This window comes from Chryseobacterium koreense CCUG 49689 (assembly GCF_001045435.1).
Taxonomy (GTDB): Bacteria; Bacteroidota; Bacteroidia; order Flavobacteriales; family Weeksellaceae; genus Kaistella; species Kaistella koreensis.
The window spans coordinates 53,128-77,073 of sequence record NZ_LFNG01000004.1 but is presented as its reverse complement, the minus strand read 5'-3'; the positions used below and the strand labels follow the sequence as shown (position 1 = coordinate 77,073).

General features: G+C 40.4%; 29 protein-coding genes and 1 tRNA gene. 4 read left to right on the top strand and 26 right to left on the bottom strand.

Translation table 11 applies throughout. From position 1 onward, the window contains the following. Positions 1 to 3 precede the first annotated feature (3 nt). Entirely contained in the window at positions 4 to 381 is a 378-nt protein-coding gene (gene rnpA / locus ACM44_RS03170) for a ribonuclease P protein component (protein ID WP_048498660.1), read from the top strand. A gap of 131 nt (positions 382 to 512) precedes the next feature. Then, positions 513 to 1,160, top strand: coding sequence for a DUF4126 domain-containing protein (locus ACM44_RS03165; RefSeq protein ID WP_048498659.1), 648 nt, complete (start codon positions 513 to 515; stop codon positions 1,158 to 1,160). A 62-nt stretch (positions 1,161 to 1,222) separates the two neighbouring features. On the opposite strand, the gene ACM44_RS03160 is transcribed toward ACM44_RS03165, so the two are convergent. From ACM44_RS03160 to ACM44_RS03100, 13 genes are all read right to left on the bottom strand, one after another. After that, positions 1,223 to 1,591 (bottom strand): sulfite exporter TauE/SafE family protein, encoded by a 369-nt coding sequence (locus ACM44_RS03160; RefSeq protein WP_241477131.1) that lies wholly within the window; start codon positions 1,589 to 1,591, stop codon positions 1,223 to 1,225. Positions 1,592 to 1,598: 7 nt separating this feature from the next. Continuing rightward, positions 1,599 to 3,224 carry a hypothetical protein gene (locus tag ACM44_RS03155; RefSeq protein WP_048498657.1) on the bottom strand — a complete coding sequence of 542 codons (1,626 nt, stop codon included), beginning with the start codon at positions 3,222 to 3,224 and terminating at the stop codon, positions 1,599 to 1,601. Position 3,225: 1 nt separating this feature from the next. After that, on the bottom strand, positions 3,226 to 3,780 hold the full coding sequence (locus ACM44_RS03150) for an LptE family protein (protein ID WP_083993634.1): 555 nt from the start codon (positions 3,778 to 3,780) through the stop codon (positions 3,226 to 3,228). A 1-nt stretch (position 3,781) separates the two neighbouring features. After that, complete coding sequence (locus ACM44_RS03145) at positions 3,782 to 5,062, bottom strand: sigma-54 interaction domain-containing protein (protein ID WP_048498656.1); 1,281 nt, start codon at positions 5,060 to 5,062, stop codon at positions 3,782 to 3,784. A 351-nt stretch (positions 5,063 to 5,413) separates the two neighbouring features. Continuing rightward, positions 5,414 to 6,847 carry a tRNA (N6-isopentenyl adenosine(37)-C2)-methylthiotransferase MiaB gene (miaB, locus tag ACM44_RS03140; RefSeq protein ID WP_048498655.1) on the bottom strand — a complete coding sequence of 478 codons (1,434 nt, stop codon included), beginning with the start codon at positions 6,845 to 6,847 and terminating at the stop codon, positions 5,414 to 5,416. Between the two features lie 289 nt (positions 6,848 to 7,136). Further along, positions 7,137 to 7,865, bottom strand: coding sequence for a TonB family protein (locus ACM44_RS03135; RefSeq protein WP_048498654.1), 729 nt, complete (start codon positions 7,863 to 7,865; stop codon positions 7,137 to 7,139). A 35-nt stretch (positions 7,866 to 7,900) separates the two neighbouring features. Continuing rightward, positions 7,901 to 8,617, bottom strand: a complete 717-nt coding sequence (locus tag ACM44_RS03130) for an energy transducer TonB (RefSeq protein WP_048498653.1) — start codon at positions 8,615 to 8,617, stop codon at positions 7,901 to 7,903. 12 nt (positions 8,618 to 8,629) lie between these two features. Continuing rightward, entirely contained in the window at positions 8,630 to 9,352 is a 723-nt protein-coding gene (locus ACM44_RS03125) for an energy transducer TonB (RefSeq protein WP_048498652.1), read from the bottom strand. Positions 9,353 to 9,539: 187 nt separating this feature from the next. Beyond that, the gene (locus tag ACM44_RS03120) at positions 9,540 to 9,848 is read right to left on the bottom strand and encodes a GIY-YIG nuclease family protein (RefSeq protein WP_048498651.1); all 309 of its coding nucleotides are present in this window, start codon (positions 9,846 to 9,848) and stop codon (positions 9,540 to 9,542) included. A 76-nt stretch (positions 9,849 to 9,924) separates the two neighbouring features. Further along, positions 9,925 to 10,233 (bottom strand): GIY-YIG nuclease family protein, encoded by a 309-nt coding sequence (locus tag ACM44_RS03115; protein ID WP_048498650.1) that lies wholly within the window; start codon positions 10,231 to 10,233, stop codon positions 9,925 to 9,927. 35 nt (positions 10,234 to 10,268) lie between these two features. Then, positions 10,269 to 10,342: transfer RNA gene (locus ACM44_RS03110), tRNA-Asn, on the bottom strand. Positions 10,343 to 10,499: 157 nt separating this feature from the next. Beyond that, positions 10,500 to 11,981, bottom strand: a complete 1,482-nt coding sequence (gene rseP / locus ACM44_RS03105) for an RIP metalloprotease RseP (RefSeq protein ID WP_048498649.1) — start codon at positions 11,979 to 11,981, stop codon at positions 10,500 to 10,502. A 104-nt stretch (positions 11,982 to 12,085) separates the two neighbouring features. Continuing rightward, on the bottom strand, positions 12,086 to 12,529 hold the full coding sequence (locus ACM44_RS03100; RefSeq protein WP_048498648.1) for a DUF6646 family protein: 444 nt from the start codon (positions 12,527 to 12,529) through the stop codon (positions 12,086 to 12,088). Between the two features lie 117 nt (positions 12,530 to 12,646). Here ACM44_RS03100 and ACM44_RS03095 point away from each other — a divergent pair, with 117 nt between their 5' ends. Continuing rightward, positions 12,647 to 13,408 (top strand): amidohydrolase, encoded by a 762-nt coding sequence (locus ACM44_RS03095; protein ID WP_048498647.1) that lies wholly within the window; start codon positions 12,647 to 12,649, stop codon positions 13,406 to 13,408. On the opposite strand, the gene ACM44_RS03090 is transcribed toward ACM44_RS03095, so the two are convergent. The 13 genes from ACM44_RS03090 to ACM44_RS03030 all read right to left on the bottom strand — a co-directional run bounded on the left by ACM44_RS03090 (position 13,405) and on the right by ACM44_RS03030 (position 21,895). Next, entirely contained in the window at positions 13,405 to 13,707 is a 303-nt protein-coding gene (locus ACM44_RS03090; RefSeq protein WP_048498646.1) for a thioredoxin family protein, read from the bottom strand. The genes ACM44_RS03095 and ACM44_RS03090 overlap by 4 nt on opposite strands. A 49-nt stretch (positions 13,708 to 13,756) precedes the next feature. Then, the gene (locus tag ACM44_RS03085) at positions 13,757 to 13,966 is read right to left on the bottom strand and encodes a hypothetical protein (protein ID WP_048498645.1); all 210 of its coding nucleotides are present in this window, start codon (positions 13,964 to 13,966) and stop codon (positions 13,757 to 13,759) included. After that, complete coding sequence (locus tag ACM44_RS03080) at positions 13,963 to 14,274, bottom strand: rhodanese-like domain-containing protein (RefSeq protein WP_048498644.1); 312 nt, start codon at positions 14,272 to 14,274, stop codon at positions 13,963 to 13,965. Before ACM44_RS03080 ends, ACM44_RS03085 begins: the two co-directional genes overlap by 4 nt. Then, positions 14,267 to 14,479 carry a DUF6132 family protein gene (locus tag ACM44_RS03075; protein WP_048498643.1) on the bottom strand — a complete coding sequence of 71 codons (213 nt, stop codon included), beginning with the start codon at positions 14,477 to 14,479 and terminating at the stop codon, positions 14,267 to 14,269. Before ACM44_RS03075 ends, ACM44_RS03080 begins: the two co-directional genes overlap by 8 nt. A 2-nt stretch (positions 14,480 to 14,481) precedes the next feature. Continuing rightward, positions 14,482 to 14,778, bottom strand: coding sequence for a cupin domain-containing protein (locus ACM44_RS03070; protein ID WP_048498642.1), 297 nt, complete (start codon positions 14,776 to 14,778; stop codon positions 14,482 to 14,484). Further along, complete coding sequence (locus tag ACM44_RS03065; protein WP_160303956.1) at positions 14,778 to 15,143, bottom strand: rhodanese-like domain-containing protein; 366 nt, start codon at positions 15,141 to 15,143, stop codon at positions 14,778 to 14,780. The genes ACM44_RS03070 and ACM44_RS03065 overlap by 1 nt, the downstream gene beginning before the upstream one ends. An 11-nt stretch (positions 15,144 to 15,154) precedes the next feature. Continuing rightward, complete coding sequence (locus ACM44_RS03060) at positions 15,155 to 16,558, bottom strand: MBL fold metallo-hydrolase (protein ID WP_048498640.1); 1,404 nt, start codon at positions 16,556 to 16,558, stop codon at positions 15,155 to 15,157. A gap of 100 nt (positions 16,559 to 16,658) precedes the next feature. Further along, a complete protein-coding gene (locus ACM44_RS03055) occupies positions 16,659 to 17,015 on the bottom strand; it encodes a hypothetical protein (protein WP_048498639.1) in 357 nt (118 codons plus the stop codon). A 12-nt stretch (positions 17,016 to 17,027) separates the two neighbouring features. Further along, positions 17,028 to 17,819 (bottom strand): sulfite exporter TauE/SafE family protein, encoded by a 792-nt coding sequence (locus tag ACM44_RS03050; protein WP_048498638.1) that lies wholly within the window; start codon positions 17,817 to 17,819, stop codon positions 17,028 to 17,030. A gap of 83 nt (positions 17,820 to 17,902) precedes the next feature. After that, positions 17,903 to 18,346 (bottom strand): hypothetical protein, encoded by a 444-nt coding sequence (locus ACM44_RS03045; protein ID WP_048498637.1) that lies wholly within the window; start codon positions 18,344 to 18,346, stop codon positions 17,903 to 17,905. Between the two features lie 161 nt (positions 18,347 to 18,507). Beyond that, positions 18,508 to 20,499: a TonB-dependent receptor plug domain-containing protein gene (locus ACM44_RS03040; RefSeq protein WP_048498636.1), complete on the bottom strand. Its 1,992-nt coding sequence runs from the start codon at positions 20,497 to 20,499 to the stop codon at positions 18,508 to 18,510. A gap of 66 nt (positions 20,500 to 20,565) precedes the next feature. Further along, positions 20,566 to 21,423, bottom strand: a complete 858-nt coding sequence (locus ACM44_RS03035; RefSeq protein WP_048498635.1) for a FixH family protein — start codon at positions 21,421 to 21,423, stop codon at positions 20,566 to 20,568. A gap of 109 nt (positions 21,424 to 21,532) precedes the next feature. Further along, positions 21,533 to 21,895, bottom strand: a complete 363-nt coding sequence (locus ACM44_RS03030; RefSeq protein WP_048498634.1) for a hypothetical protein — start codon at positions 21,893 to 21,895, stop codon at positions 21,533 to 21,535. 509 nt (positions 21,896 to 22,404) lie between these two features. On the opposite strand from ACM44_RS03030, the gene ACM44_RS03025 reads away from it, so the two are divergent. Further along, positions 22,405 to 23,925 (top strand): helicase HerA-like domain-containing protein, encoded by a 1,521-nt coding sequence (locus ACM44_RS03025; RefSeq protein ID WP_048498633.1) that lies wholly within the window; start codon positions 22,405 to 22,407, stop codon positions 23,923 to 23,925. Positions 23,926 to 23,946 lie beyond the last annotated feature (21 nt).

Below are 23,946 nucleotides of genomic sequence, written 5' to 3'. Positions count from 1 at the left end.
ATTCTGAACCAGAAATATCCAAAAAAAGAAAAGCTCAAGAAAAAGAGCGAAATCGATTTGCTTTTCGCGAAGGGCAAGTGGCATTCTTGTGGGAATCTGCGGATTATTTCTATGAATTTGGAACAAAAACCACAAGAGAATTTTGAACTGAAAAATCAGAAAGTGGGCGTTTCGGTATCAAAAAAATATTTCAAGAAAGCGGTTGACAGGAACAGAATCAAAAGACTCTTACGCGAATCTTACCGTTTGAACAAAAGTATTTTCATCCCAAAATTTGGAACACAATCTATATCGATGCTCTTCTGGGTTTCCAAAGAAATTCCTCGCCACTATTCTGAAGTAGAACAGGAATTCGTAAAACTTTGTGAATCAAAAAAATAAAATCCAAAATATTGCGCACTTTTTGTAAATTTGGTTGAATAAAATTCATTCAAACTCATTTTCACATCGCTGAAAGGATTGATTTTGAATGAATTTTCAACCAATCATCCTCCAACCTTAATCATTGAAAAATGCCGGACCACATTCCCTACTTACCTTATATTTTAAGCGCCTTTATTGGAGTTGGATTAGCTGCAGCAACTGGCTTCCGGGTTTTCCTTCCGATGTTTGCCGTGAGTTTGGCTTCTTACATGGGTTGGATTCCGATGAACGAGAACTTCCAGTGGTTAGCCGGTTTGCCAACTTTGATCACGACCGGAATTGCAACCATTGTTGAAATACTGGCTTATTACATTCCGTTTGTGGACCATCTTCTGGACACCATGTCAGTTCCGCTCGCCACTATTGCAGGTTCTGTTTTGTTTGCAAGCCAGTTTGCAGACATCGGCACATTTCCGCAGTGGGCTTTAGCTTTAATTGCCGGTGGAGGAACTGCAGCCGCGATCAGTTCGGGTTTTGCCGGAACACGCGCCGCGTCTACTGCCACCACGGGTGGTTTAGGAAATTCCGTGGTTGCAACTACCGAAACTGCAGGAGCCGGAATCATGACTTTTTTGGCGATGGCTGCTCCGATCATTGCTTTTATCTGTGCAGTAATCCTGATTATTGTGGTATTAATTTTAGGCAGAAAAATCTGGAGGAAATTCCGAAATTTCAATTCGGACAAACCAGAGAAGACGATTGATGTGGAAGCAGTGGAGCGGAAACATCTGGAATAAAATCAACTCAAAAAATCCCTTCTAACTGACTTTAAAAGAGATTGTTTGAACAATAGCAAGATCTACTTCTGAAAAAACATCTTCACGGCCACTACAAACATTAAGATTGCAAATACCTTCCTCAATGTTTCCTGAGACAAAGTAATCGCCGTTTTGCTGCCGAGATAACTTCCGAGAACGAAGCCGCAGCAAAGAAGGAGCGCGGTTTTGACATCAACATTTCCTGTTTTATAATAATTCATCACCCCGAAAATCCCCACAGGAATCATCAGTAAAGCGAGCGTAGTTCCCTGCGCTTTGTGTTGGGTGAAACCGAAGAGCAAAACCAAAACCGGAACCATCACAATTCCGCCACCGATTCCGACCAGTCCACTTAGATAACCGGCCAATAAACCAAGGAGAATAATTCCCAAAATGATGGTCACATCCATTTTCATTTTATTTATTTTGTCTCAATTCCTTGATTTCCTTTATTTTATCTTCGAAATAAGATTTCTTTTCCGGGAATTTGTTGGAGAGGATTTCGTAAGCTTTTACCGCTTTGGAATACAGTTTCTGTTCAGTATAAAGTTGCGCCAATGTTTCGGTCATCAAATGGGAAATGTCATCGCTTTTCTCTTTTACCACAAAATTTGAATCTTCTTTGAGTCTAGAAATTTTGGGCTCTTTTTCAATGAAATTATCGATGACTTTATTTTTGATCTCCGTTATCGAAATCGATGGCTTTTCTTCAGGTTTTGATTGATTTCTGTCAATTTTCAGCCAATTTTGCCAAGTATTGATGAAAACAGGGATATTACTCTGCTCCGAAACTTCCTTTACATCAGTTTCAATGGGTGCTACATTTTCGCCAAAAAAAGAAGCATTTATTACCGGTAAATCAACCTTCTCGGTTAAAGATTCTTCAGCCGAATCCGCAGGTTTTGATTCCACGAGCTCCGGTTTTTGTGGTTCAACATGCTCTTTTTCCAAGATTAAGGAATCTGGAATGTTTCCCGAAAACGACATAGGTTTCCATTCTTTGGATGCCGATTGAAATGGAATTTCACTGCTTTCTAGCGTTTCCTCTTCGATTTCAACCAATTTTTGTTCAAATTCTTCAATTTTTGTTGAATTTTCAACTTTTTCAGCTTCATTGGAGTTTTGAGTTTCAAGAACCTCTACTTCTTGCGGGAGTGCTTCAGCATTTTCTTTTTCGTCCACATTTTCAACGAAGAAAGATTCCGTTCGTGCAAAGTTCACGTCGAAATTTTGATCTTCCACTTCCTCTTTTTGAGCGCTAGGTTTTCGATCTTTTTGAGCGGATTTCATTTTTGCCTCTACCTCTGCAATCAGGCGCTGCATTTCAATTTCGTGTTTATTCGGGGGAGATTTTGGCTTTTCAAAATGTTCCACTACCGGATTTCCGGGCGGAATTTTTACCGAAGACAAAAATTCATCCGTCCCCGAAAAACTCAATTGTGCAGGGTTTTCAATGATTTCAATTTCCTGCGGGAGCTTTTTTTCGTCAATTTCTGTTTCTGTGGCGAATGTTTCGGCATCTTCTGTTTCTTTGAATTGATGCCCTTCAAAATTTTGCACCTCCGAGTTTTCCGAAGCTTCAATTTCCGGCAAAAACTCCGGAGTTTCCTGGAAACTCACCATAGAAGGTTCCTCAATCAATGGTGCTTCCGCTGAAATGCGATCTTCATCGATAATTTCTACTTTGCTGAAGTTTTCCGCATCTGCAGATTCCGAGAAATCAGCTTTTATTTCACTGGACTTTAGTTTCTGTTTTTCAGATGTTTCAGATGAAACCGTTTCCACATTTGGACTGGATTCCGATTTCGGTTCATTTTTTTTGTTGATCAGCCGATAGAGAATCTTTTTATCGGTAGTGTAAGCGGCTGTTCTGGAAAGTTTTTCATTGTAGCTTCCAGCGTCAAAAAGATGGGTTCCATAAAGTTGCAACGCCCGTAAACTTTGGATATAGGGCTGTTTTTCAATTTCATGAGTCAGCAGTTCCAAGTCTTTTGGCTGAAACAATTCGGGGTTTTTTATTAACTCTAAAACTCTTGCGTTCATTTTACCAGTTGGCTACAATATCATTAAAAATCTTGTTGATGATCCTTTCGTTCACAATCTTGACTTGGGTCGCTTCGATGGTGTTGATGTCCAAATCGCTGCTGAAAACTGCTTCATCAGAATAGGTTCTGTCAAAACTTTTATTGGGTTCAATTTTGTTTTCATAGTGCACTTTCACGGTAATGGTCATTTTGTTTTGTGCCGCCTGAATAATTCCTCCGGGAGCGTTTACCCCGCTGGAAATCGTGGTTGGCGAAGAAGGATTATAATCCACGATTTCTCCTTCGATCAGGATATCGGGATTATTTTTTGTTCCTTTTAAGGTCGTTCGCTGCAAAAACCGGTTTTGGATGTCGATCGAAAATTGCTGTGCCAAACTTGGATTCACCAATGCGGCATTATTGAGAAAGTCATTGATCTGAATCGTTTTGGTTTCAGGACTCAGAGAGGATCCGGTAAAGGAATAACAGGAACCAAGCAAAAAAAGCCCAGTGGCAATGAACCAAATTTTTAGAAATCTGATATTTTGGATTTTAAATTTTGAATTTTGGGACATCCTAATCTTCGAGGTTATATTGTTTAATTTTCCTGTAAAGTGTTCTTTGGGAAATTCCCAACTCATCGGCGGCTTTGTTTCTTCTTCCACGGTGTTTTTCCAACGCTTTTACAATCAACTCGCGCTCATTATTTTGAAGCGAAAGTGAATCTGATTTTGCATCTTCAATTTCGATGTCTTCCACATCTTCATAGTCTGGATCCTTCTCATGGACAAAAGTCGGATGATGGATCTGATGGGATGGGTTGTTTTCAAAATACAACAGCGAGTTTGGATTCTGAACCGGATTTTCAGACGTGAAAACCCTGTTGATCAGATTCTTTTCCTGATTGCTAAAATCACTGTTTCCTCTATTTTTTATCAATTCCGAAGTTAAGGATTTTAAATCATTTAAGTCGTTTCTCATATCGAAAAGAATCTTGTACATGATTTCTCTTTCATTGTGGAATTCGCTTGTCGAAACTCCCGCAGCTTTGTTCACCACTGCCGGAAGATTCGCCTGCATCGGGATATATTCTGCCAATTTCACCGAATTGATGCTTCGGTTTTGTTCCACCACGGTCATTTGTTCCACCAAATTTCTCAACTGGCGAACGTTTCCGGGAAATGGATATTGCTCCAGATAATTCACCGCGTCATCGGTCAGTTCCAACTCCGGCATCCTGTATTTTTCGGCAAAATCGATTGCAAATTTTCTGAAGAGAAGATGGATGTCTCCTTTTCTTTCCCTTAATGGCGGCATATCGATTTGCACGGTATTGAGTCGGTAGTACAAATCCTCCCGAAATCTTCCGTCATTGATGGCGTTCAACATATTGACGTTGGTGGCCGCCACAATCCGCACATTGGTTTTCTGGATTTGCGAGGAGCCGACTTTCATGAATTCGCCGCTTTCTAAAACCCGGAGCAACCGAACCTGCGTCTGCAAAGGCAGTTCGCCCACTTCATCCAAAAAAATAGTTCCTCCGTCTGCTACTTCAAAATACCCTTTTCTGGTAGAAGTAGCACCGGTAAACGCACCTTTTTCGTGGCCAAAAAGCTCGGAATCTATCGTTCCTTCGGGAATTGCGCCACAGTTCACCACGATGTAAGGTTGATGTTTTCTTCGGGATTCCGCATGGATGATTTTCGGGATAAATTCTTTCCCGGTTCCGGATTCGCCGATGACCAAAACGGTAATGTCGGTCGGAGCAACTTGTATGGATTTTTCCAAAGCTCGGTTCAGTGCGGGAAAATTCCCGATAATTCCGAAACGGGTTTTTATGGATTGTAGTTCTGTCATTTTTTTTAGTTCAAAGGTTCAAACTTGCATATTTCAGTTCAAACGGTTTTTAAGATCATGGCTTTGGCAACATCAAAAGGAAATCCAAAGATTTTCGAAAGTCCAAAATGTCATATTCAAATCTTAATTTTCTGATGCTGTCGTCAGATTTCAGATGGTTATTTTGATAATATTCCCACTTTGCAAAAACCGACCGAACGGAATTCTGAAAGCCAAAATTTTAAGTGGAAATTTCTGCTGCTCTTCTGCCATCTACTTTCTCCGAAATAAGCTCCAAGTTTTGAAGAGGTCCGGAAAAGTGTGGCGATTTTATTGATGGCAAATTAACCATTAACCTCTCTGGAATAGCATCTAAATCACTCTCCCCAAAAGCGTTCCCTGAGTATTATCATAAACAAAAACGGTGACTGTATCTCCTAATTTTTGGCCTTCGATTTTATCGAAAACACAAACTGCGTTCTGGGAATTCCGTCCTTTCCACTGGTTTTCGTTTTTTTTGGAAGTTCCTTCGATGAGGATTTCGTGCGTTCTTCCGACATAGCTTTGCATCCTTTTTCGGGAAAGTTCACCTTGAAGCGCGATTACTTCCGTTAACCTTCTTTGTTTCACGTCGGCCGGAATATCGTCCTCCAATCGCTTATGGGCCGGAGTTCCGGGTCTTTCCGAGTATGCGAACATATATCCGTAATCGTATTCCACTTCGCGCATCAAGCTTAAAGTCATTTGGTGGTCTTCTTCGGTCTCGGTACAGAATCCCACAATCATATCTTGCGAGAATGAGATTTCCGGAACGATTTCTTTTGCCTTTTTAATTAAAGCCAAATAGTCTTCGCGGGTATGTTGGCGATTCATCAATTCCAATATTCTGTTGCTTCCGCTTTGCACGGGAAGGTGGATGTATTTGCAGATGTTGTCGTATTTCGCCATTACCTCGAAAACGTCGGTCGTCATATCGTGCGGATTTGAGGTAGAGAAACGGATTCTCATTTCCGGAACGGCTTCTGCGACCATCTCCAAAAGTTTGGCAAATCTCACCGCAGTAAGTTGCTGCATTTCTGACGCCTTCGCGAAATCTTTTTTCGGACCGCCTCCATACCAAAGGTAAGAATCCACGTTTTGACCGAGGAGGGTGATTTCCTTGTAGCCATTGTTCCACAGCTCTTTACATTCCTCAATAATCGAATGTGGATCGCGGCTTCGCTCCCGACCGCGTGTGAACGGAACCACGCAGAAAGTACACATATTGTCGCAACCGCGCGTAATCGTGACGAATGCGGTGACCCCGCTTCCACCAAGACGGACCGGATTGATGTCTGCATAAGTTTCTTCCTTCGAGAGGATTACATTGATCGCATCTCTTCCGTCATCTGTTTGCTTCAAAAGGTTCGGCAAATCCCGGTACGCGTCGGGACCGACCACCAAATCCACCAGATGTTCCTCTTCCAGGAATTTGGTTTTCAGCCGTTCCGCCATACAACCTAGAACACCGACTGTAAGATTCGGGTTGGTTTTTTTCTGATTCTTAAATTGGGAAAGCCTCATTCTGACGGTTTGTTCCGCCTTTTCACGCACGGAGCAGGTATTGAGTAAAATCAAATCTGCCTCTTCCTGATTGGTGGTGGTGTTGTAACCAATATCGCTCAAAATGGATGCAACAATCTCTGAGTCAGAGAAGTTCATTTGGCAACCATAACTTTCCAGAAAAAGTTTTTTGGTATTTTGGGGTTTCTCAGCGATTGCGAGTGCTTCACCCTGTTTGGTTTCGTCTATGTATTTTTCTTGCACTTTGACTATATTTTGAGAAGGTTTGATGGGATTTGAAACCGGTTAACGATTTCAAACTACCTTAAATAGGTTCAAACCTAAAGTTAGGGTGCAAAGATAAGGTTTTTTGTGACAGAATGGCAGATTAATGGGATTCAAAATTAAGCGGTAAATGATATCGAAACAGCTCCGTGCGAGAATCATAATCTTTTGGCAAGATCCATTTATCCTTTATTTTAGCAGAGGAAAAGATTAACTTTCCTATTTCGGATAAAGTCGATTGACATAGAATTATTTTTAAAAAAAGGCATTAATTATACTCCACTTCTGTGATCCCCTTTATGGCAAAGCTGTAACGGTCTTCAATTGGATTTCCATTAATGGTGGCTGGTTTCCAGGTTTTTGAGAGGATGTTGATCGTGTTCTTGATTTCCTTATCAAACTGCTCCACTCCGGATGATTTGGTAATCACGATGTCTTTCACCTTTCCTTCGGTAGTCACGGTAAATTCCGCCATAATTAAAAAAAGGTCATACCAGTTGAAACGCTTCTTGTCGAATTTCATCACAAAATCTTTTGAAAAATTTCTTCTTTCCCCAGTTTTCTTGTCATAATAAATCGGAGGTGTATAATTTGGAACGTAACCTTCCGTGTAATTCTCGAAAAGATCTGCAGGATAAATGATAAACCTCGCCACTGCCGATTTCTTTATTCTGTCAACCACTGCGGGATTCCAGTTGTTCTGGTATTTTGCCACCTCTCTTGCGAGTTGGTACGCGCATTTGTTGTTATTCACATTTTTTTCGTTCAGGTCTTTGATGAACTGTAGCGAGCCATCCTCCGTAACCAGAACCGTGAACAGGTAAATTTCGTTTGGATTGGAACACGGCTGCAGATTTTTCTCTTTGACGATATCATGGAAATCCTTGTAGTATGCCTGATAGCCGCCGATATAAGGTGTCTGAAAATCCGGGTAATTTTCTAAAACTTGGGCGTTAAATGAGAAGGCAAAAAATAAAAATAATGGAATAAACTTCATGGTTTCAAGAATGAGATTAACCTTAATTGATAAAATTATAACACGAAATTTAAATGCACGGTATACCTAAAATCGTATGGGACACCGTTTCGCATCGCGGGTTTCCATTTCTTAAAGGATCTGAACGCATTAAGGACATCATCCTTTATCCTAAAAAAGACCGGATGATTAATTTGAATATCTTTCATATTGCCATCTTTCGCAATGATAAAGGAAACGGAAACTGAGGTGTTTCCCATTTCTAGTCGATAATTATCAAAAATTGGAATCAAAACTTTGTCTAGCTGAATCTTAAATGCGGTTTCACCTCCTCTATATTCTGGTCTTTGGAATTCTGTCTTCAGTGAAGAATCTATTTTGTACATGAAAATCTCATTGGGTCTGATCATATATTCGGCAATTGCGGAATAGGATTTCCCCTGATGAACCACGGGTTTCCAACCCTCCAAATATTTGAAGATTTCTCTGGAGAAGTCAAAAGCACATTTATTCTTGGCAATATTCACAGAATCCATGTCCTTGATGAAACTAATCGTGCTATCTGGAAATACGATCCACCTCATCAAATACTCCTCATTCCTATTTTCACAGGGTTTGCTATTGTTTTCTAAAGCTGCATTTTGCATATCTTTTAGAAAATTCAATTCTCCTTTTTCATAGAAATATTGTCCGGAAGGATAGCCATCCAAGACATCATTTTGCGCACGCAGCAAACTTGAAAAAACGAATAGTAAAAGGCAGATTCTTTTCATAAAAATTAAACTTTATTCCATGGTAAAAGCCAGAGGCAATCTGTAATGGGAACGCACAGGAATATTACTGATTCTGGCTGGCTGCCATTTGCCTTTGATGGTTGAAACTCCACGAAGCACCATGTCATCAAATTCCTTTAATCCACTGGATTCTGCGAGTTTCACATTGCTCATCGTGCCGTCCCGCTCCACAATGAAAGTCACCTGCAACCTGAAAGTTCCCTTAAAAGTAAACCTGTTTAGATCGATGTTTTGAAAAACCTTGTTCCGAAATTTATTGATCCCACCATCATAGACCGCGACTGCTTCCTCTTCAAGTGGATCATAATTGGGCTTCAAATCACCAAAAAGATCATGCGGAATAATGAGTACATTAGTGATTGCCGCAACCTTCTTACCATCTACTTCTGCGGGAACCCACCCATCTAAATATTTCAAAACCTCTCTGGTCAAATCAAATGTACATTTGAACTCCTGCATTTCTTTTTCATCAGCGGATTTCACATATTTTATGGAGCGGTCCGGATACACCACGATTCCCATGGAGTAATTCTCATATCTGTTTTCACAGGGTTTCATGTTTTTTTCGACCAATATTTTCTGGAAATCTTTATAAAACTGCACCCTTCCTCCCGTATAGAAATTTTGCTTTTCCGGATAACTTTCGTAGATCTCCTGAGCGTAAAAAGAAATTGAAATTAAGGCTGCAACAAACAGATAGATTTTTGACCTCATCTTTTAGATTTAAATGGTTTGAAATCGAAGTCATAAATATAAAAAGATTTCGTGGAACAATAAATCTTTTCTGCAAATCAGCACATTTCTTCATATTAGGAATAAAAACAAAAAAAAAAAACCACCAGATTTCTCTGATGGTTTTGCTCCTCCTCTTGGAGTCCCGAAACTTCGGGAGACCCTCTGATTAATCCCGAATACTCGGGACTCTAACCAACTTCGACAAAACTCCGGTTAATTCAGTATTCGAATCAATAATCTTCTCGATAAATTTCGATGATTTCTGCTTCTTTATGAATCTCTCAATCCTCATCGCTTCGGATTCGTCTCCCAACACTTCAAAAGCTGCCACCAATTTCCACGGCCGGTGTTTCGACGTAAATGAATTCACGGAAATTTCGTTGTGTTGCACAAAGCGATTTGAAACATCGGTGGTATAACCGACATAATAAATCATTGAAGACTCCGAAAACAAAATGTAAATGAAGTATTTCATAACAAAAAAACCACCAGATTTCTCTGATGGTTTTGCTCCTCCTCTTGGAGTCCCGAAACTTCGGGAGACCCTCTGATTAATCCCGAATACTCGGGACTCTAACCAACTTCGACAAAACTCCGGTTAATTCAGTATTCGAATCAATGATCTTCTCGATAAATTTCGATGATTTCTGCTTCTTTATGAATCTCTCAATCCTCATCGCTTCGGATTCGTCTCCCAACACTTCAAAAGCTGCCACCAATTTCCACGGCCGGTGTTTCGACGTAAATGAATTCAAGGAAATTTCGTTGTGCTGCACAAAGCGATTTGAAACATCGGTGGTATAACCGACATAATAAATCATTGAAGACTCCGAAAACAATATGTAAATGAAGTATTTCATAACAAAAAAACCACCAGATTTCTCTGATGGTTTTGCTCCTCCTCTTGGGCTCGAACCAAGGACCCTCTGATTAACAGTCAGATGCTCTAACCGACTGAGCTAAGGAGGAATATTCTTTTTATTTCAACCTCTCACTTTACCCTCTGATTAATCCCGAAGTTTCGGGACTCTAACCGACTGAGCTAAGGAGGAATTTTGCCTTCGCTTTTAGCGTGTGCAAATATAAAAACTTTTTTATTTCTGCCAAAATATTTTCTCGAAAATTATCAAAAACTTCCCGTAATCCACTTGAAGATGTCGTTTCCAAAGATCAGAACCATTAATCCGAGCAGAAAAACCACCCCAATCATCTGCGCATTTTCCAAAACTTTTTGAGGAACCGGTTTTCCGGTAACCATTTCCCAAAGCGTGAATACCACGTGACCTCCGTCTAACCCCGGAATTGGGATCAGGTTCAGAAAAGCCAGCCAAACCGAAAACATCGCGGTGAACCCCCAGAAAAAAGTCCAGTCGATTGACACATTTCCAGCTTGGTCCTTCGCAATCGGCATTTGGTTGATAATTCCAATGGGTCCCGAAACTTTTTTATATCCCTGCACTTTCTTATTGAAAACAAGTTTAAACTGTTTGATTTGGTAAGTCAGCACTTCAATCGATCTGGTAAAACCCCGTCCAACCGCCTGTGCAAACGTAAAATTCTTTTGTGAGATGAATTTTTGAACTTGTTTGAAAGATCCGAAACCAATTTTACCTTCCGCATCAACGGGAATTGCCAAGGGAACGGTGTTCCCGTTTCGGTCCACTGTGATTTTGGCAACTTTTCCTGCCAGTGGATTTAGCAACACTGGAACTTCGTCGTAATATTTCACCTGCTGGTCTTCCACACTTAGGATGCGGTCCCCAATTTTTAACCCGGCGTCAACAGCTGTTTTCGATGTCAAAGTATCTACTACAGGTGAAATTCTTGGCGAAAGGAAACTCTTCATTGCATTGTCCTGAAAAACCATCGCCTTTCCGTCATCACTCGTATGGAAGGTAACTTCCTTCCCGTTTCTCAAAACCGTGATATGGTCGCTTAATAGTACGTCCAGCGTTAATTTATCGAGATTGGTTTGAGTTTTCCCGTCCACTTTCAAGATTTTGTCCCCGTCTTCAAAACCCATCTTTTTTGCAGGCGCCCCATAATTCATGGCGATGTCAGATTTCCCTGTATCGAAAACGGTTTCCCCTTTAGCATAGGAGAGCCAAGAGTAAATAAACCAAGCCAAAAAGAAATTCACGGTAACTCCGCCCAACATGATGATCAATCTCTGCCACGCCGGTTTGCTTCTGAATTCCCATGCTTGAGCAGGTTTCTTCAGTTGCTCGGTGTCCATACTTTCGTCCACCATTCCCGCGATTTTCACATAACCTCCCATGGGTAACCAGCCGATTCCCCATTTGGTTGCTTCGGGGTGTTTTCTCCAATCATCATCCGGAAGCTGGTCCAAATCAATTGGAACCTCTTTTTGCTCTCCATTTGCTTCCACGATTTGGGTGTCCGGCAAATTTCTAGAAAGGAATTTGTATTGCCATTTCCCATTGATTTTTTTCATTGCGAAAAGTGAAAACCAAGGATCGAAGAAAAGAAAAAACTTTTCAGCTCTGGTTTTAAACCATTTGGCGGGTATGAAATGTCCCAGTTCGTGGAGAAATACAAGGATAGATATGCTGAGAATAAATTGCAGTATTTTTAAGGTGATTTCCATTAAAATGTATTAAAATTTCGATTTGCGAAGATACGAATTATCAAAACCGTGCCAAATAAAAAAGGTCCTCATTTCGAGAACCTTTTGTCTGATATAGAATCTTCTTACAAGTTAAATGACACCCCTAAAGAACCATTGTTTCCGAATTCTCCATAGATACCCACATTTTTGTTGAAGAAATACCTAACTCCTACGTGTGCCCCGAAATAGGTTCCGCTTTTACCAAGCAATCCCAAGTCGATTCCAGGATAAATATCCCATTTTTCAGGCATTCCGAGTGGTTCCTGCAAGTGGAAATTTACACGTCCGAAAACTCCGAAATCATCATTCGCATACTTATCATTGTTATGGTTAAAGAAGAAATTAGCACCTGCACCCAAAGAAACTATATTTCCCAAACCATAATCATAAGTTGCAGTAATGCCGGTTCCATATCCCCATCCATTGAATCCGACCTGAATTTTCTGGTCCCCTTTTCCGTTCCAAGCTTGTGCAAACGCAGACTGTCCTAAAAAAAGCATTGCGCAAGCAAATACCAACTTTTTCATAATTTTATAATTTAATGTTATACCTTGCTGCTATCAAAAACAAAGCCAAAATTAGTATGTGTTTAAGAAAGTTTTAGGGAATTTCGTATATTTAAGGATATTTTTTAGAATCAAAATATGAAGCGTTTAAAAATAACGGCATTAAATTTAGACATCATTTGGAAAGACAAGGTGGCTAATTTTAATCTTTTAGAAAAAAAATTAGAAAATATTTCAGCAGAAATTTTTCTTTTGCCCGAAATGTTCTCCACAGGATTTTCCATGGAGCCGGAAGAAATAGCCGACCGGAATGAAGAAAGCCTAAGTTGGCTGAAAAAATATGCCAAAGCCAGAAATACTGCAATCTGCGGAAGTGCCTCGATTGCGGAAAACGAGAAATACCACAACCGCCTTTATTTCGTAACTCCAGATGGGGAAACCGCTCATTACGATAAAAGACACCTGTTCTCCTATTCGGGAGAAGATAAAGTTTATTCGCCGGGAAATGAAAGAATCATCGTAGATTTCAAAGGTTGGAAGATTCTGCTGCAGGTTTGTTACGATTTAAGATTTCCGGTTTTTGTTCGAAACAATGGGGATTACGACGCTATTTTTTATGTTGCGAATTGGCCGGAAACAAGAATCGATGCATGGAAGACTTTATTGAAAGCCAGGGCGATTGAAAACCAGTGCTATGTTTTCGGGGTCAACAGAATCGGGACAGACGGAAACAATCTTCACTATCCGGAAAGCTCGTATTGCTTTTTTGCCGATGGAAGCATGGTTTCCGAAGTTGACGGCAATATCGTTTCCGCGGAATTTGACCGCGAAAAATTATCTGAATTCAGGAAACGGTTCCGGTTTTTGGATGACCGGGATGAATTTGAAATCAAATACTAGTTTGCAAATCTTTTCAAAAGTTCCGTCAAAGTATTCACATCATGCACGCCGCTTTCTTTCCAAAGCATATCGCCGTTTTTGAAAACTGCCAAAGTCGGGACTCCCCGAACTCCGTATTGAGCGGCAATCGACGGGAATTGGTCCACATCCACTTTTACGATTCTCGCCAATTCGCCTACATTGTCCTTCACCGTGTTTAAAACGGAAGACTGCACTTTGCACGGACCGCACCAAGTCGCAAAAAAATCGATGAGGACAGGTCTTTCTGAATGGATCAGTTCATTGAATTTATCGTTCATCTTTTAGATATGTTTTTATAGATTAATGTTCAGGTTTTAAACTAAAGTTTTAGTTTTGACCTTCTGATTCTTTTTTGGAAGCAGGAATTTCACAGTTTCCCGACGCACAACCAAACCGAAAGATCGCCATTGCCACAAAATACAGCCCAAAAGGAATCATCCACCACGTTTGGTCTTTGATTGCAACGATCGTGAAGAAAATTCCGCCCACCAAATAGAGGATCCTTCTCAAATCCCAATTTGTCAATACATTTTTCATCTGTTCAATTTATTTTGAAGGGTATTCCAGCCACCTCCGTTATATGCCTCGAAACCGTTTTGTTTCAGAATTCCTTTTGCTGAAGCACTTCTCATTCCACTTGCACAGCAGGTGATGATCGGTTTCTTCAGATCTAATTTTTTCATTTCTGCAGCTAATTTTTGCAGCGGGATATTCTTTGCATTTTTAATATGTCCGTTTGCAAATTCCACCTCGGTACGCACATCGATGATTTGCGCTCCGTTTTTCACCAACTCTTTATAATCAACGGTGTTTCCGGTAAATAGTTTTTTGATGAAATCAAACATCTTTCTTTGATTTTGAGGATTTGTCAAACATAGAAAACATTAGAAATCCCATCAACATTCCATAAACAGAGGAGTTAACCGGTTTTGAAGTGATCGCGCAGCTTCCGGAGTTGCAACCGATAAAATGGTAATATGCGTACCCCAAAACTCCACCGACAAAAATACCAATGATTCCAAGTTTATATTTTAAGATCAAATTTTTCATTATTAAAATTCTTGATTTACCGTAAAAAGATTCTCGTCAAAAAGTCCGTGTACTTCATGCTCAATGTCCAAAGGAATTTCAAAAACATCAAATGGTTTCAGGTGATGAACTTTTCCGTCAAGGATAAAGTTGATTTCGCCCTTCAAAACGACTAAGGTGGAAACAACCGGTGCGGTATGTTTTTTCAACACTGCATTTTTTCCCAATGCAATGGCGAAATATTTCACCTTTTCGTTTTTTCTTAGGTAGAGCACATTTGGTTTTTCAGTACTGAAGGTGATGTTTTCTAGAATATTCATTATTTACTATTTTGAATGGCGGAAACATTATCCAAAGTCTTCGCAGAAACCACGTTTTCAATTCCATTTTTCTTTAAAATATCCAAAGCGGATTGTGCCTGCTTTCCGCGATTGCAAAACAATACGACCTGTTTTTGTTTCCTGAAAAAATCCAGGTTGTTTTCTATTTCTGCCAATGGAATATTCACTGCATTTTTGGCAGTTTTCTCTTCAAATTCTGATGGTATTCTCACATCAACCAAAGTGGTTTCAGGATTATTGACCAGTTCCACCATGTTTGGTCTTGGTGTTTCTGCGGTATTCACGGCAGTTTTACAGGAAATGGCCACAAATCCAGCAATCATGATACATATTAGGAATTTCATTTTCATTTTTTTTAGGATTTACTTTGACAGACAAAATTAGTTCTCGGAACCGCGGTTTCCTTAATTTTTTTGAAACCACCTTCAATCTCGGAAAAATTTCTTATTCCTCTCGAATTCAAGATACTTGCCGCAATCATACTTCTGTACCCTCCTGCACAATGGATGTAGAAATGTTCTTTTTTATCCAAACTTTTCGCCCAGTTGTTGATTTCGGAGAGTGTGTTGAAAGACGCATTATTCACATGTTCGGCAGCAAATTCGGATTCTTTTCTCACGTCGATGACTTTGGTATTTTCATTAAATGATTTTGCAAATTCATCTGCAGGAATCCTGTTCACCGTATCGATTTCTTTGCCCGAGTTTTTCCAGGATTCAAAACCGCCGTCTAAATAGCCCACCACATTATCAAAACCAACTCTCGCCAATCGTGTGATGGCCTCTTGCTCGGTTCCCAAATCTGTAACCAGAATTATAGGGTGTTTCACGTCCACAATCATTGCGCCCACCCAAGGTGCAAAATCCCCCTTCAACCCAATATTGATCGAGTTTGGAATATATCCCCGGTAAAAATCTGCGGCATTTCTGGTATCTAAAATCAGCGCACCGCTTTGTTCTGCCACGTTTTCAAAATCATCCGGGGAAATGGGCTGGCTCCCTTTTTTCAGCACGTTTTCAAAACTTTCGTAACCGCCTTTGTTCATCGCCACGTTCATCCCGAAATATTCCATCGGTGCGGCAAGTCCATCCAAAACCTCTCTTACAAAGGATTCTTTGTCCGGTTGGTTCAATGCATAATTGGTTTTTTTCTGGTTTCCCAAAGTATCCATGGTTTCCTTCTGCATATTCTTTCCACAGGCGGAACCCGCTCCATGTGCCGGATACACCATGATTTCATCGGAAAGCGGCATGATTTTGTTCTGAAGGCTTTCGTATAAAATTCCCGCAAGTTGCTCGGAGGTCATATTGGTTGCCTTCTGAGCCAGATCCGGTCTTCCGACATCGCCCAAAAACAAAGTGTCACCACTAAAAATCGCAGTTTCTTTTCCATTTTCATCAATTAAGAGATAAGTGGAACTTTCCATGGTATGTCCAGGAGTATGCAAAACCTTTAGCTTAATTTTTCCGATTTCGAAGATTTGGTTGTCTTCTGCAATCATGGCTTCAAACGCCGGATTCGCGGTTGGTCCGTACACAATCGGAGCGCCGGTTTTCTTTGACAAATCCACGTGTCCGGAAACAAAATCCGCATGAAAATGGGTTTCGAAGATATATTTCAATTTCACGCCGTCTTTGGCAAGCCGATCAAGATAGGGTTGGGTTTCACGCAATGGATCGATGATGAACGCCTCGTTTTCTGAAACTACATAATATGCTCCCTGAGCGAGACAGCCGGTATATATTTGTTCGATTTTCATTTTGATAAGGTTTTAGAATATTATAAATTTTGGCATTAAGCATACCAAAACTGAATATGAAGCCAAAAAGTCAATTAATGGCATAGGTTTTAAAAACGATTTATTTGTATTCTGAGGAATTCCCTGCTTTGTCGGTCAGTTTTCCCGCTTTTCCGTCCTGCGTCATTTCCCACATCACCTCTTCATTGGTGAAGATTGGATTTCCTTTCGCATTGGTCGTTTTGGCAGAAAGTTTCTGTTCCTTGTCGCCTGTTTTTTGAATTTTTACAGCTACCACGCCGCCTTCCGCAAAATAAGTGACCGAAACCTCCTCACCTTTATCATTTTTCAGTTTGGTGACTTCCTGTACCAAACTCACTTCTTTGGAATTAGGGTCGGAAATTGAATTCGTTTCACTCTCTTTTTTACAGGCATTCAGAAAAAATAAAGCGGCTAAAAGCAATGTCAGCTTTTTCATATTTAATAATTTTTATTGAAGAAATATTTCTTTAATGATAATGAAGATTCCCATTCCCAGGACAATCCATCCGAAAAGGGGTTTCAGCTTTGTTCCATCCATCCGTTTTGAAATGGCGATCCCGACAAATATTCCCACTATGGCTAATCCACTAAAAATCAGTAGAAAATTCCAATCCTGCTTCACCATTCCCATTGTGCTCAAAAAACCCAGCGAAGAATTCATTGCGATAATGAAAAGCGAGGTGGCAACAGCTTTTTTCATCTCCAAACCAAGCAGCATCACCAAAGCTGGGACAATTAAAAATCCACCTCCTGCTCCGATCAATCCGGTGACGATTCCTACCAAAAGTCCTTGTGAGATGAGAATCGTGTAATTGATGTCATCATCTTTCCCGACTTTTGGCCGCTCAATTTTGCGAATCATTCTGAAAGAGGCAATCAGCATCAAAATGGAAAACAAAAGCAGCAGGAACATGTCTTTGGTCAGCGTAATTCCCCATCGGTGAATGATATAATGCGGCAAATGCGGCAAGACCAACCGCCTGGAAAAAAGCACTCCCAAAATCGACGGAATCCCGAAAATAAACGCCGTTCTGAAATCCACCAATTGCTGCCTGATGAAACCCACACTTCCCACCATACTGGTAACTCCCACCACAAAAAGCGAAAGTGCGGTTGCCGTAACCGCATCAAATCCAAAAACATACACGAAAATAGGAACGCTTAAAATACTTCCGCCACCGCCGATAAGTCCCATAACGAGACCGATGATGATTGCGGAAAGATAACCTATGATTTCCATGAAATATTTTTGGCAAAGTTACTTTTGATTACTCAAAAAGACCGTGACCAAAGTTACAGAAGAAATAACAAATAGCATGGGTATTAGGAAATCGAAATGATCTTATAGGAATTGCTTCCGATTTCCACATGATCTCCTACTTTTTTGTCCCGAATTTTTTTGAAAATCGGTGCCTCGTCAGAAAAAGAAACCACATCTTTGCCATCCACCTTGAAAACGGGAACCGGAATTCCTACAAACAGGTAATTTTTATCTGTTTCTATAATGGTTCCGAATTCAATCTCGTCATGAACGGCTTCATGTTCATCCTGTAAAAATGCAAGATTTCGCTGTGCTTCTGCCAGCATTTGCTCATAGCGGAGCTGCATGTCTTTTGCCTGACTGATGTGGGAATAATCTTCGGTATCGTGTGTGCTTTCTTCATCCATATCAGCTGCAGCCCGATAATTTTCAGTAGTTTCCTGCAAACCCAGAATCGTCTTTTTTTGTTCGGCAATGATGCGTTCTATGATTTCTTTCCTTTTCATTTCAGTTGATTTTTTTGTCCTACAAATTTTTCCAACACAGCAAAATACATTCTATTTGCGAAAAATCCAATTCCGGCACTGAAGATTTTGTTACCTAACAAATTTAATGAAAAATATTTTTGGAACATTTCATGCCCGTCATGCGAAAAGTCATACCTAAGTTAAAAACTATAATTCACATTCACGAAGAAATTCCTTCCTGGTCGTGGAATATTGTTCCAGTCGGCATAAGTGGTGTAGTTCCGGTTCAGCAGATTTTCAGCACCCACTTTCGTAAAAATTTTGCTGCGTCCAAAATCAAACCGATATCCCAAATTAGCATTGAACAGAATGAAATCCGCTACAGGTTTTTCCCCATAAACCTCACTGTAATCGCTATGCTTTAAATTACCTTTCACGGAAACTTCCGCATTGAACCTGCTTTTTTCAAAACGAAGTTTCGAGAAATAAGAAAACGGACTGATAAATGGAAGATTCACTTCTTCAAAATCCCTTCCGCGGCTGTAAACAACCTGGGAATTCCATTTCAATTCCGGCAAAATCCTAATTTCTGCATCCAGACTCACATTAAAAATCGTGGCATAATCTAGTGCGGAATAAACTTTCACCCCTTTTGCGCCAATGGTCATCGGGATAAAATCCGGGTGAATTTTTCCCACGATATAATTCGAAATATGGAAATAGGAGGAAGATATTTTCGCAAAAAAATCGGTTTTCTTTAAACTGATATATGCGTTTCCTTCCAATGAGTTTTCATTTTTCAGACATGGATTACCGATGTAGTCATAGTTTTCAAAACTGTTGAACAAATAAAATCCGTAACCTTCAGATACAGAAGGCGCTCTGTCTCCGTAACCCACCCCGATTCCATATTCAAATCCAAATTGATTTCTGCTGAAATTGGCGGAAAAATTTTTCAGCACCCTGCTTTTTTGCTGGTCCATATCGGGATAAAATATCCGCATGCTGTTCAGCGCAAACTCATTGTCAATTCTGTTGGAATGATATCCTGCAGATGCCGTAAACTTCATCTCCATGAAATCATCCATTTGAAAATGGTCTTCGAAGAAAATTCCCTGATAAAGCGTTTTCACATCGGGCCACGTGTACATGAACATGGGGGATTCAGCGGGATTTGTGGGATACATCGTCATTTCTGCAATGGATTGGTTGTAATATCCGTTCAGGTTCAAACTCAGATGGTGTCTTTCAAAATCACTTCTGAATTTGGAATAATATCCGGCGGTTTTGCTCCAACCCGGCATATCCATGTGGATTGGAACTTCGGGACGTTTCGTATCATCCATTCGGTGCGTGATATTGTTAAAGTAAAGTTTTGTTTCCCAGTCTTTGATGAAAAAATCATTGGTAAGGATCTGGAATTTCAATGAACCGATGAGAGCTTCCGCCAGAGAAACATCCATGGGCAAAGCGGGATAACCCACGTCGCTGGCTTTATCATAAATCACAGAAGCTTCAATCAGCTTGTTTTCACCGATTTTCACTCCGGAAATTCCGGAAATATTAAATTTTCGAAATTGCGAAAAAGGAATTTCCTGACCGTTTCCTGCCTTATAATTATCTGCATCGCGGTTCATGAAATTCAAATCCACATAATATTTGGAATTCCGATAACTTGTCGCTGCCCCAAAAATCTTTTGGTTGTTCACGCTTTCAAAACCGGAATTAATCCCCACACGAAATCTTTCGTCACCCCAACTGCTTTTTTCACGGACCAAATCGATTGAACCTCCGATCGTGCTTCCGTGAGCCGAACCACCTTGTCCTGAGGAAATTTCCGCCTTGGAAAGATTGGAAACTTCGACGTAAGAAGTCACCGGGTCCATTTTATCGGTGCATGCCCCGAAAATCCGCATCCCGTCAATGGTGACCAAAGTTCTTTCGGTCGGCATATTGTTGATGAGCGGTTCCCATGCATAAGCTCCGCGTTTCAGCATATTGATGTTCGAAGATTGCTCCAGATATTCGTCCACGGAACTTAGCGGTTTTGCCTGTTTCTGTGAGATCTCTTTGGTGCCGATGACGATTACTTCTTGAATATTGCTGTGTTTCAGGGAATCGTGCTGTGTTTCCTGAGCAGAAAAGTTCAGGCAAGAAACGATCAGAAAAAACAGCGTTATTGTTTTTTTCATTTTTCAGAATTAAATGAAAAAGCAATGTCCACCTTGATTTGCAGACATTGCTTTTAACCAAGATTTTTAGAATTCGATTTCAAAGTAAAGCGTACTTCCTGGATTGGTGTCTGTGACGGGTTCTCCCTTCAAAACAGTACCATCAGCTTTTGCCAGTTGCAGATTCAGTTTCCAGTAACCTGTCATGGTCAGGGAAAGTTTTCCGTAATAAAGACCACCGGCTTGAGTTTGTCTGGCGTCCACATTATTTGGCGAGGAGTGATTTCCCATTCCCGGCATTCTTGGGTCAAGTTTTACAGTAAGTCCATCTGCCACAGGAAAATTCATCATGTCCTGCATTTTCCAAACACCTACCGTCCAATCGTTTACGGCGACTTTCGGGCTTTTCGGTTCTATGTAAGCCACAATATACCTGCTGTTGTCTGATCCTAAAAATGAACTCACTGTCTGTTTTGATTCTTGCGGAACCGAAACTCCCGTGGTTACGGAATAAGCGGTCCCGTTGATCGTATAGTCAATTTTTAGATCCCAGTATTCCGTTGCGTTTTCCGCCATTTGAAAAACGATATAACCTTCATACAAAGTTCCGTCTGCGGAAACTTTTTTAATGTCGGATTTTGGACAGGAATGATTCATTGTAGCCATGTGCATCAAAGGATTCCAAGTCGCGGTGGCGTTTTTCTCGTATTGGTTGGTGGATTTGTTTTTGATTCTGAATTTCAGGCTGTTGTAGCCTTGCTTCGTGGTTCCGGATGCGGAATACAGTTCAATGATGTGGGTATCGTTGGAGACTTCCTTGATCTTGGTCAAACCATCCAATTCGTTTATGGGCGGAGTTACCGGATCGTCAGAAGATGTTCTGCATGAAGAAAGGAAAAGTGCCATTGCAAAAAATGCAATGAATATTTTGATAGAAAATTTCATTTTATTAAATTTTTGATATTAAAGGAGTTGTACTTTAAAGAGTTTTGGTCTTTAAAAAAACAGGATTCATTCCGTCCAAGGAATTGAACAGAACGAGCAAATCAAAAATTTAAATTTGTGGCGGGTGTGGAAGAATGTTTAAGTAACCTTTATTTACGAAAAATGGTGCATAATCGCTTGCCGGCTTCGATTCTTTAAAAACCATCAACTTCTCGACATTTATTTCCAAAGGTTTTGTCGGCAGAATATTGAACTCGAAACTGCTTTTCAAGATTTTGAAAGGCGAGTTTCCCTTTTCGCTTTCCTTTTTCATCTCACATTTTCCGTGACAAGCCATGGCTGGTTTGTCCTTGTTCACGCAATGCAGCTCATAGAAATCCCTGTTGATTTGATAATCCACCAAAAGCAATGAGTTTTGGAAGCTTGCCAAAAAAATAATTGCGGATAATATGGAAACGAAAAAGCTTTTCATTTTGATGCTTCAAATTTAAGACTTTTTAGTCCGAATATGAAGATGATTTTGGTCAGTTTGATTTCCCGGGATTTCACGGATTATATTCCGCCTTAAAAACCGACGAATTCAAAGATAATGAAATAACAAATTATGTGCAGACTTTGCCGAAGTTTTAATCTTTGGGAAAGTGTTCAGAAATCACTTGAAATATTCAAAATCAGCTACTTGTCACTTGCTAATTTCGACAAAAAAAATGATATATGGTAAAAATTTCGATCAAAACTTCTTCCCTGGACAATTTTGAAATCCTAAAATTCTCAATAATGCGCTAAAACCCAAAAGTATTTCGAGATATTTTAAAAACTTACTGAAGAATCCAAAAACTCATGAAGACTAAGGTCACCTGACTTTTTCTATGCATTGTTTTTTCAGATTACGACACGACAAATTTTTACAAACCACCTCAATTCAAAATCCCAATTCTTCATATTATTTTTTATCTTTATCCTTTCAAACCAATCAAGAAAATGGCAGATAAGGCAAAATTTATTCAGGAACTTTCCACCAGATATACTCCAAAAGGCGAATTCATCACCCTAGGAAAAGGAATGCTCGATGGTGAAGTGGTTACAGAAGTGGATGTTACGATTCCCCTGAAAACGGTCAATAGACACGGATTAATTGCGGGTGCAACCGGAACCGGGAAAACCAAAACGCTGCAGGTTTTTGTGGAACAACTCTCCAAAGCCGGTGTTCCGTCCTTGGTTCTCGATATCAAGGGAGATTTCTCCGGGATTGCGGAACCGGGAGTTGAAAATACGATTATTCAGGAGCGTTACTCGAAAACCGGTTTCAGCTTTACGCCACAGCGTTTTCCGGTGGAACTGATGTCTATTTCAGCTGAAAAGGGTGTTAAACTTCGTTCCACCGTTACTGAATTCGGACCGGTTTTATTGGGGAAAATTTTACAGCTGAATGAGACCCAGCAAAGTATCCTTTCGATTGTCTTTAAATATTGTGATGACAAAGGGTTGCCTTTGATCGACTTGGATGATTTGAAGAAGGTGTTGCAATATGTCACCGATGCCGATGGCGGAAAAGCTGAATTGGCGCAGAATTATGGAAATATTGCTCCTGCTTCGTTTGGCGCAATTCTTCGATCGATTGTCGCACTTGAACAGCAGGGAGCGGCACAGTTTTTTGGTGAACCCAGTTTTGATGTGTATGATTTACTCGCCAAAGAAGGTGAAAAAGGAGTTGTGAACATTCTGCGAGTAGGCGACATTCAGAATAAACCAGAATTGTTTTCCACTTTTATGCTTTCCCTTTTTGCGGAAATCTACATGACTTTCCCGGAAGAAGGCGATTCCGGAAAACCAAAACTCGTTTTGTTTATCGATGAGGCGCATTTAATTTTTAATGAAGCATCTAAAGCCCTTTTAAACCAAATTGAAACGATGGTGAAACTCATTCGTTCGAAAGGAGTCGGGATTTATTTCATCACTCAGATTCCGGGCGATGTTCCTGAAAATGTACTTTCCCAATTAGGTTTAAAGATTCAGCACGCGCTCCGCGGATTTACGGCGAAAGACCGAAAAGAAATCGACAAAGCCGTTGAAAACTACCCGATTACGGAGTATTACAATGCAGGACAACTGATCCAAAATCTGGGAATCGGCGAAGCTTTTGTAACCGCTTTAGACGAAAAAGGGATTCCGACACCCTTGGTTCAAACTTATCTGATTTCTCCGGAATCCAGAATGGATGTTCTAACTCCCGGGGAAGTTCTTGACCTTACGAACCAGTCCGCCTTGGTTGCAAAATACGAAACACCGGTCAACAAAGAATCTGCGTATGAAATATTGAGCGCAAGAATGGATGCTGCGGCGGCAAATCCAGCACAACCGGCGGTAAAACCAGCGAAACAAGAACCAGGAATGTTTGAACAGGTCATGAAATCCAGCGCCGGAAGAACCGTGACCAACATTATAGTTCGTGAAGCTACCAACGCATTCTTGGGGATGATCGGTTTAAAAAGAAGGAGATAAATTGCGAATGGCTTTTGGCTA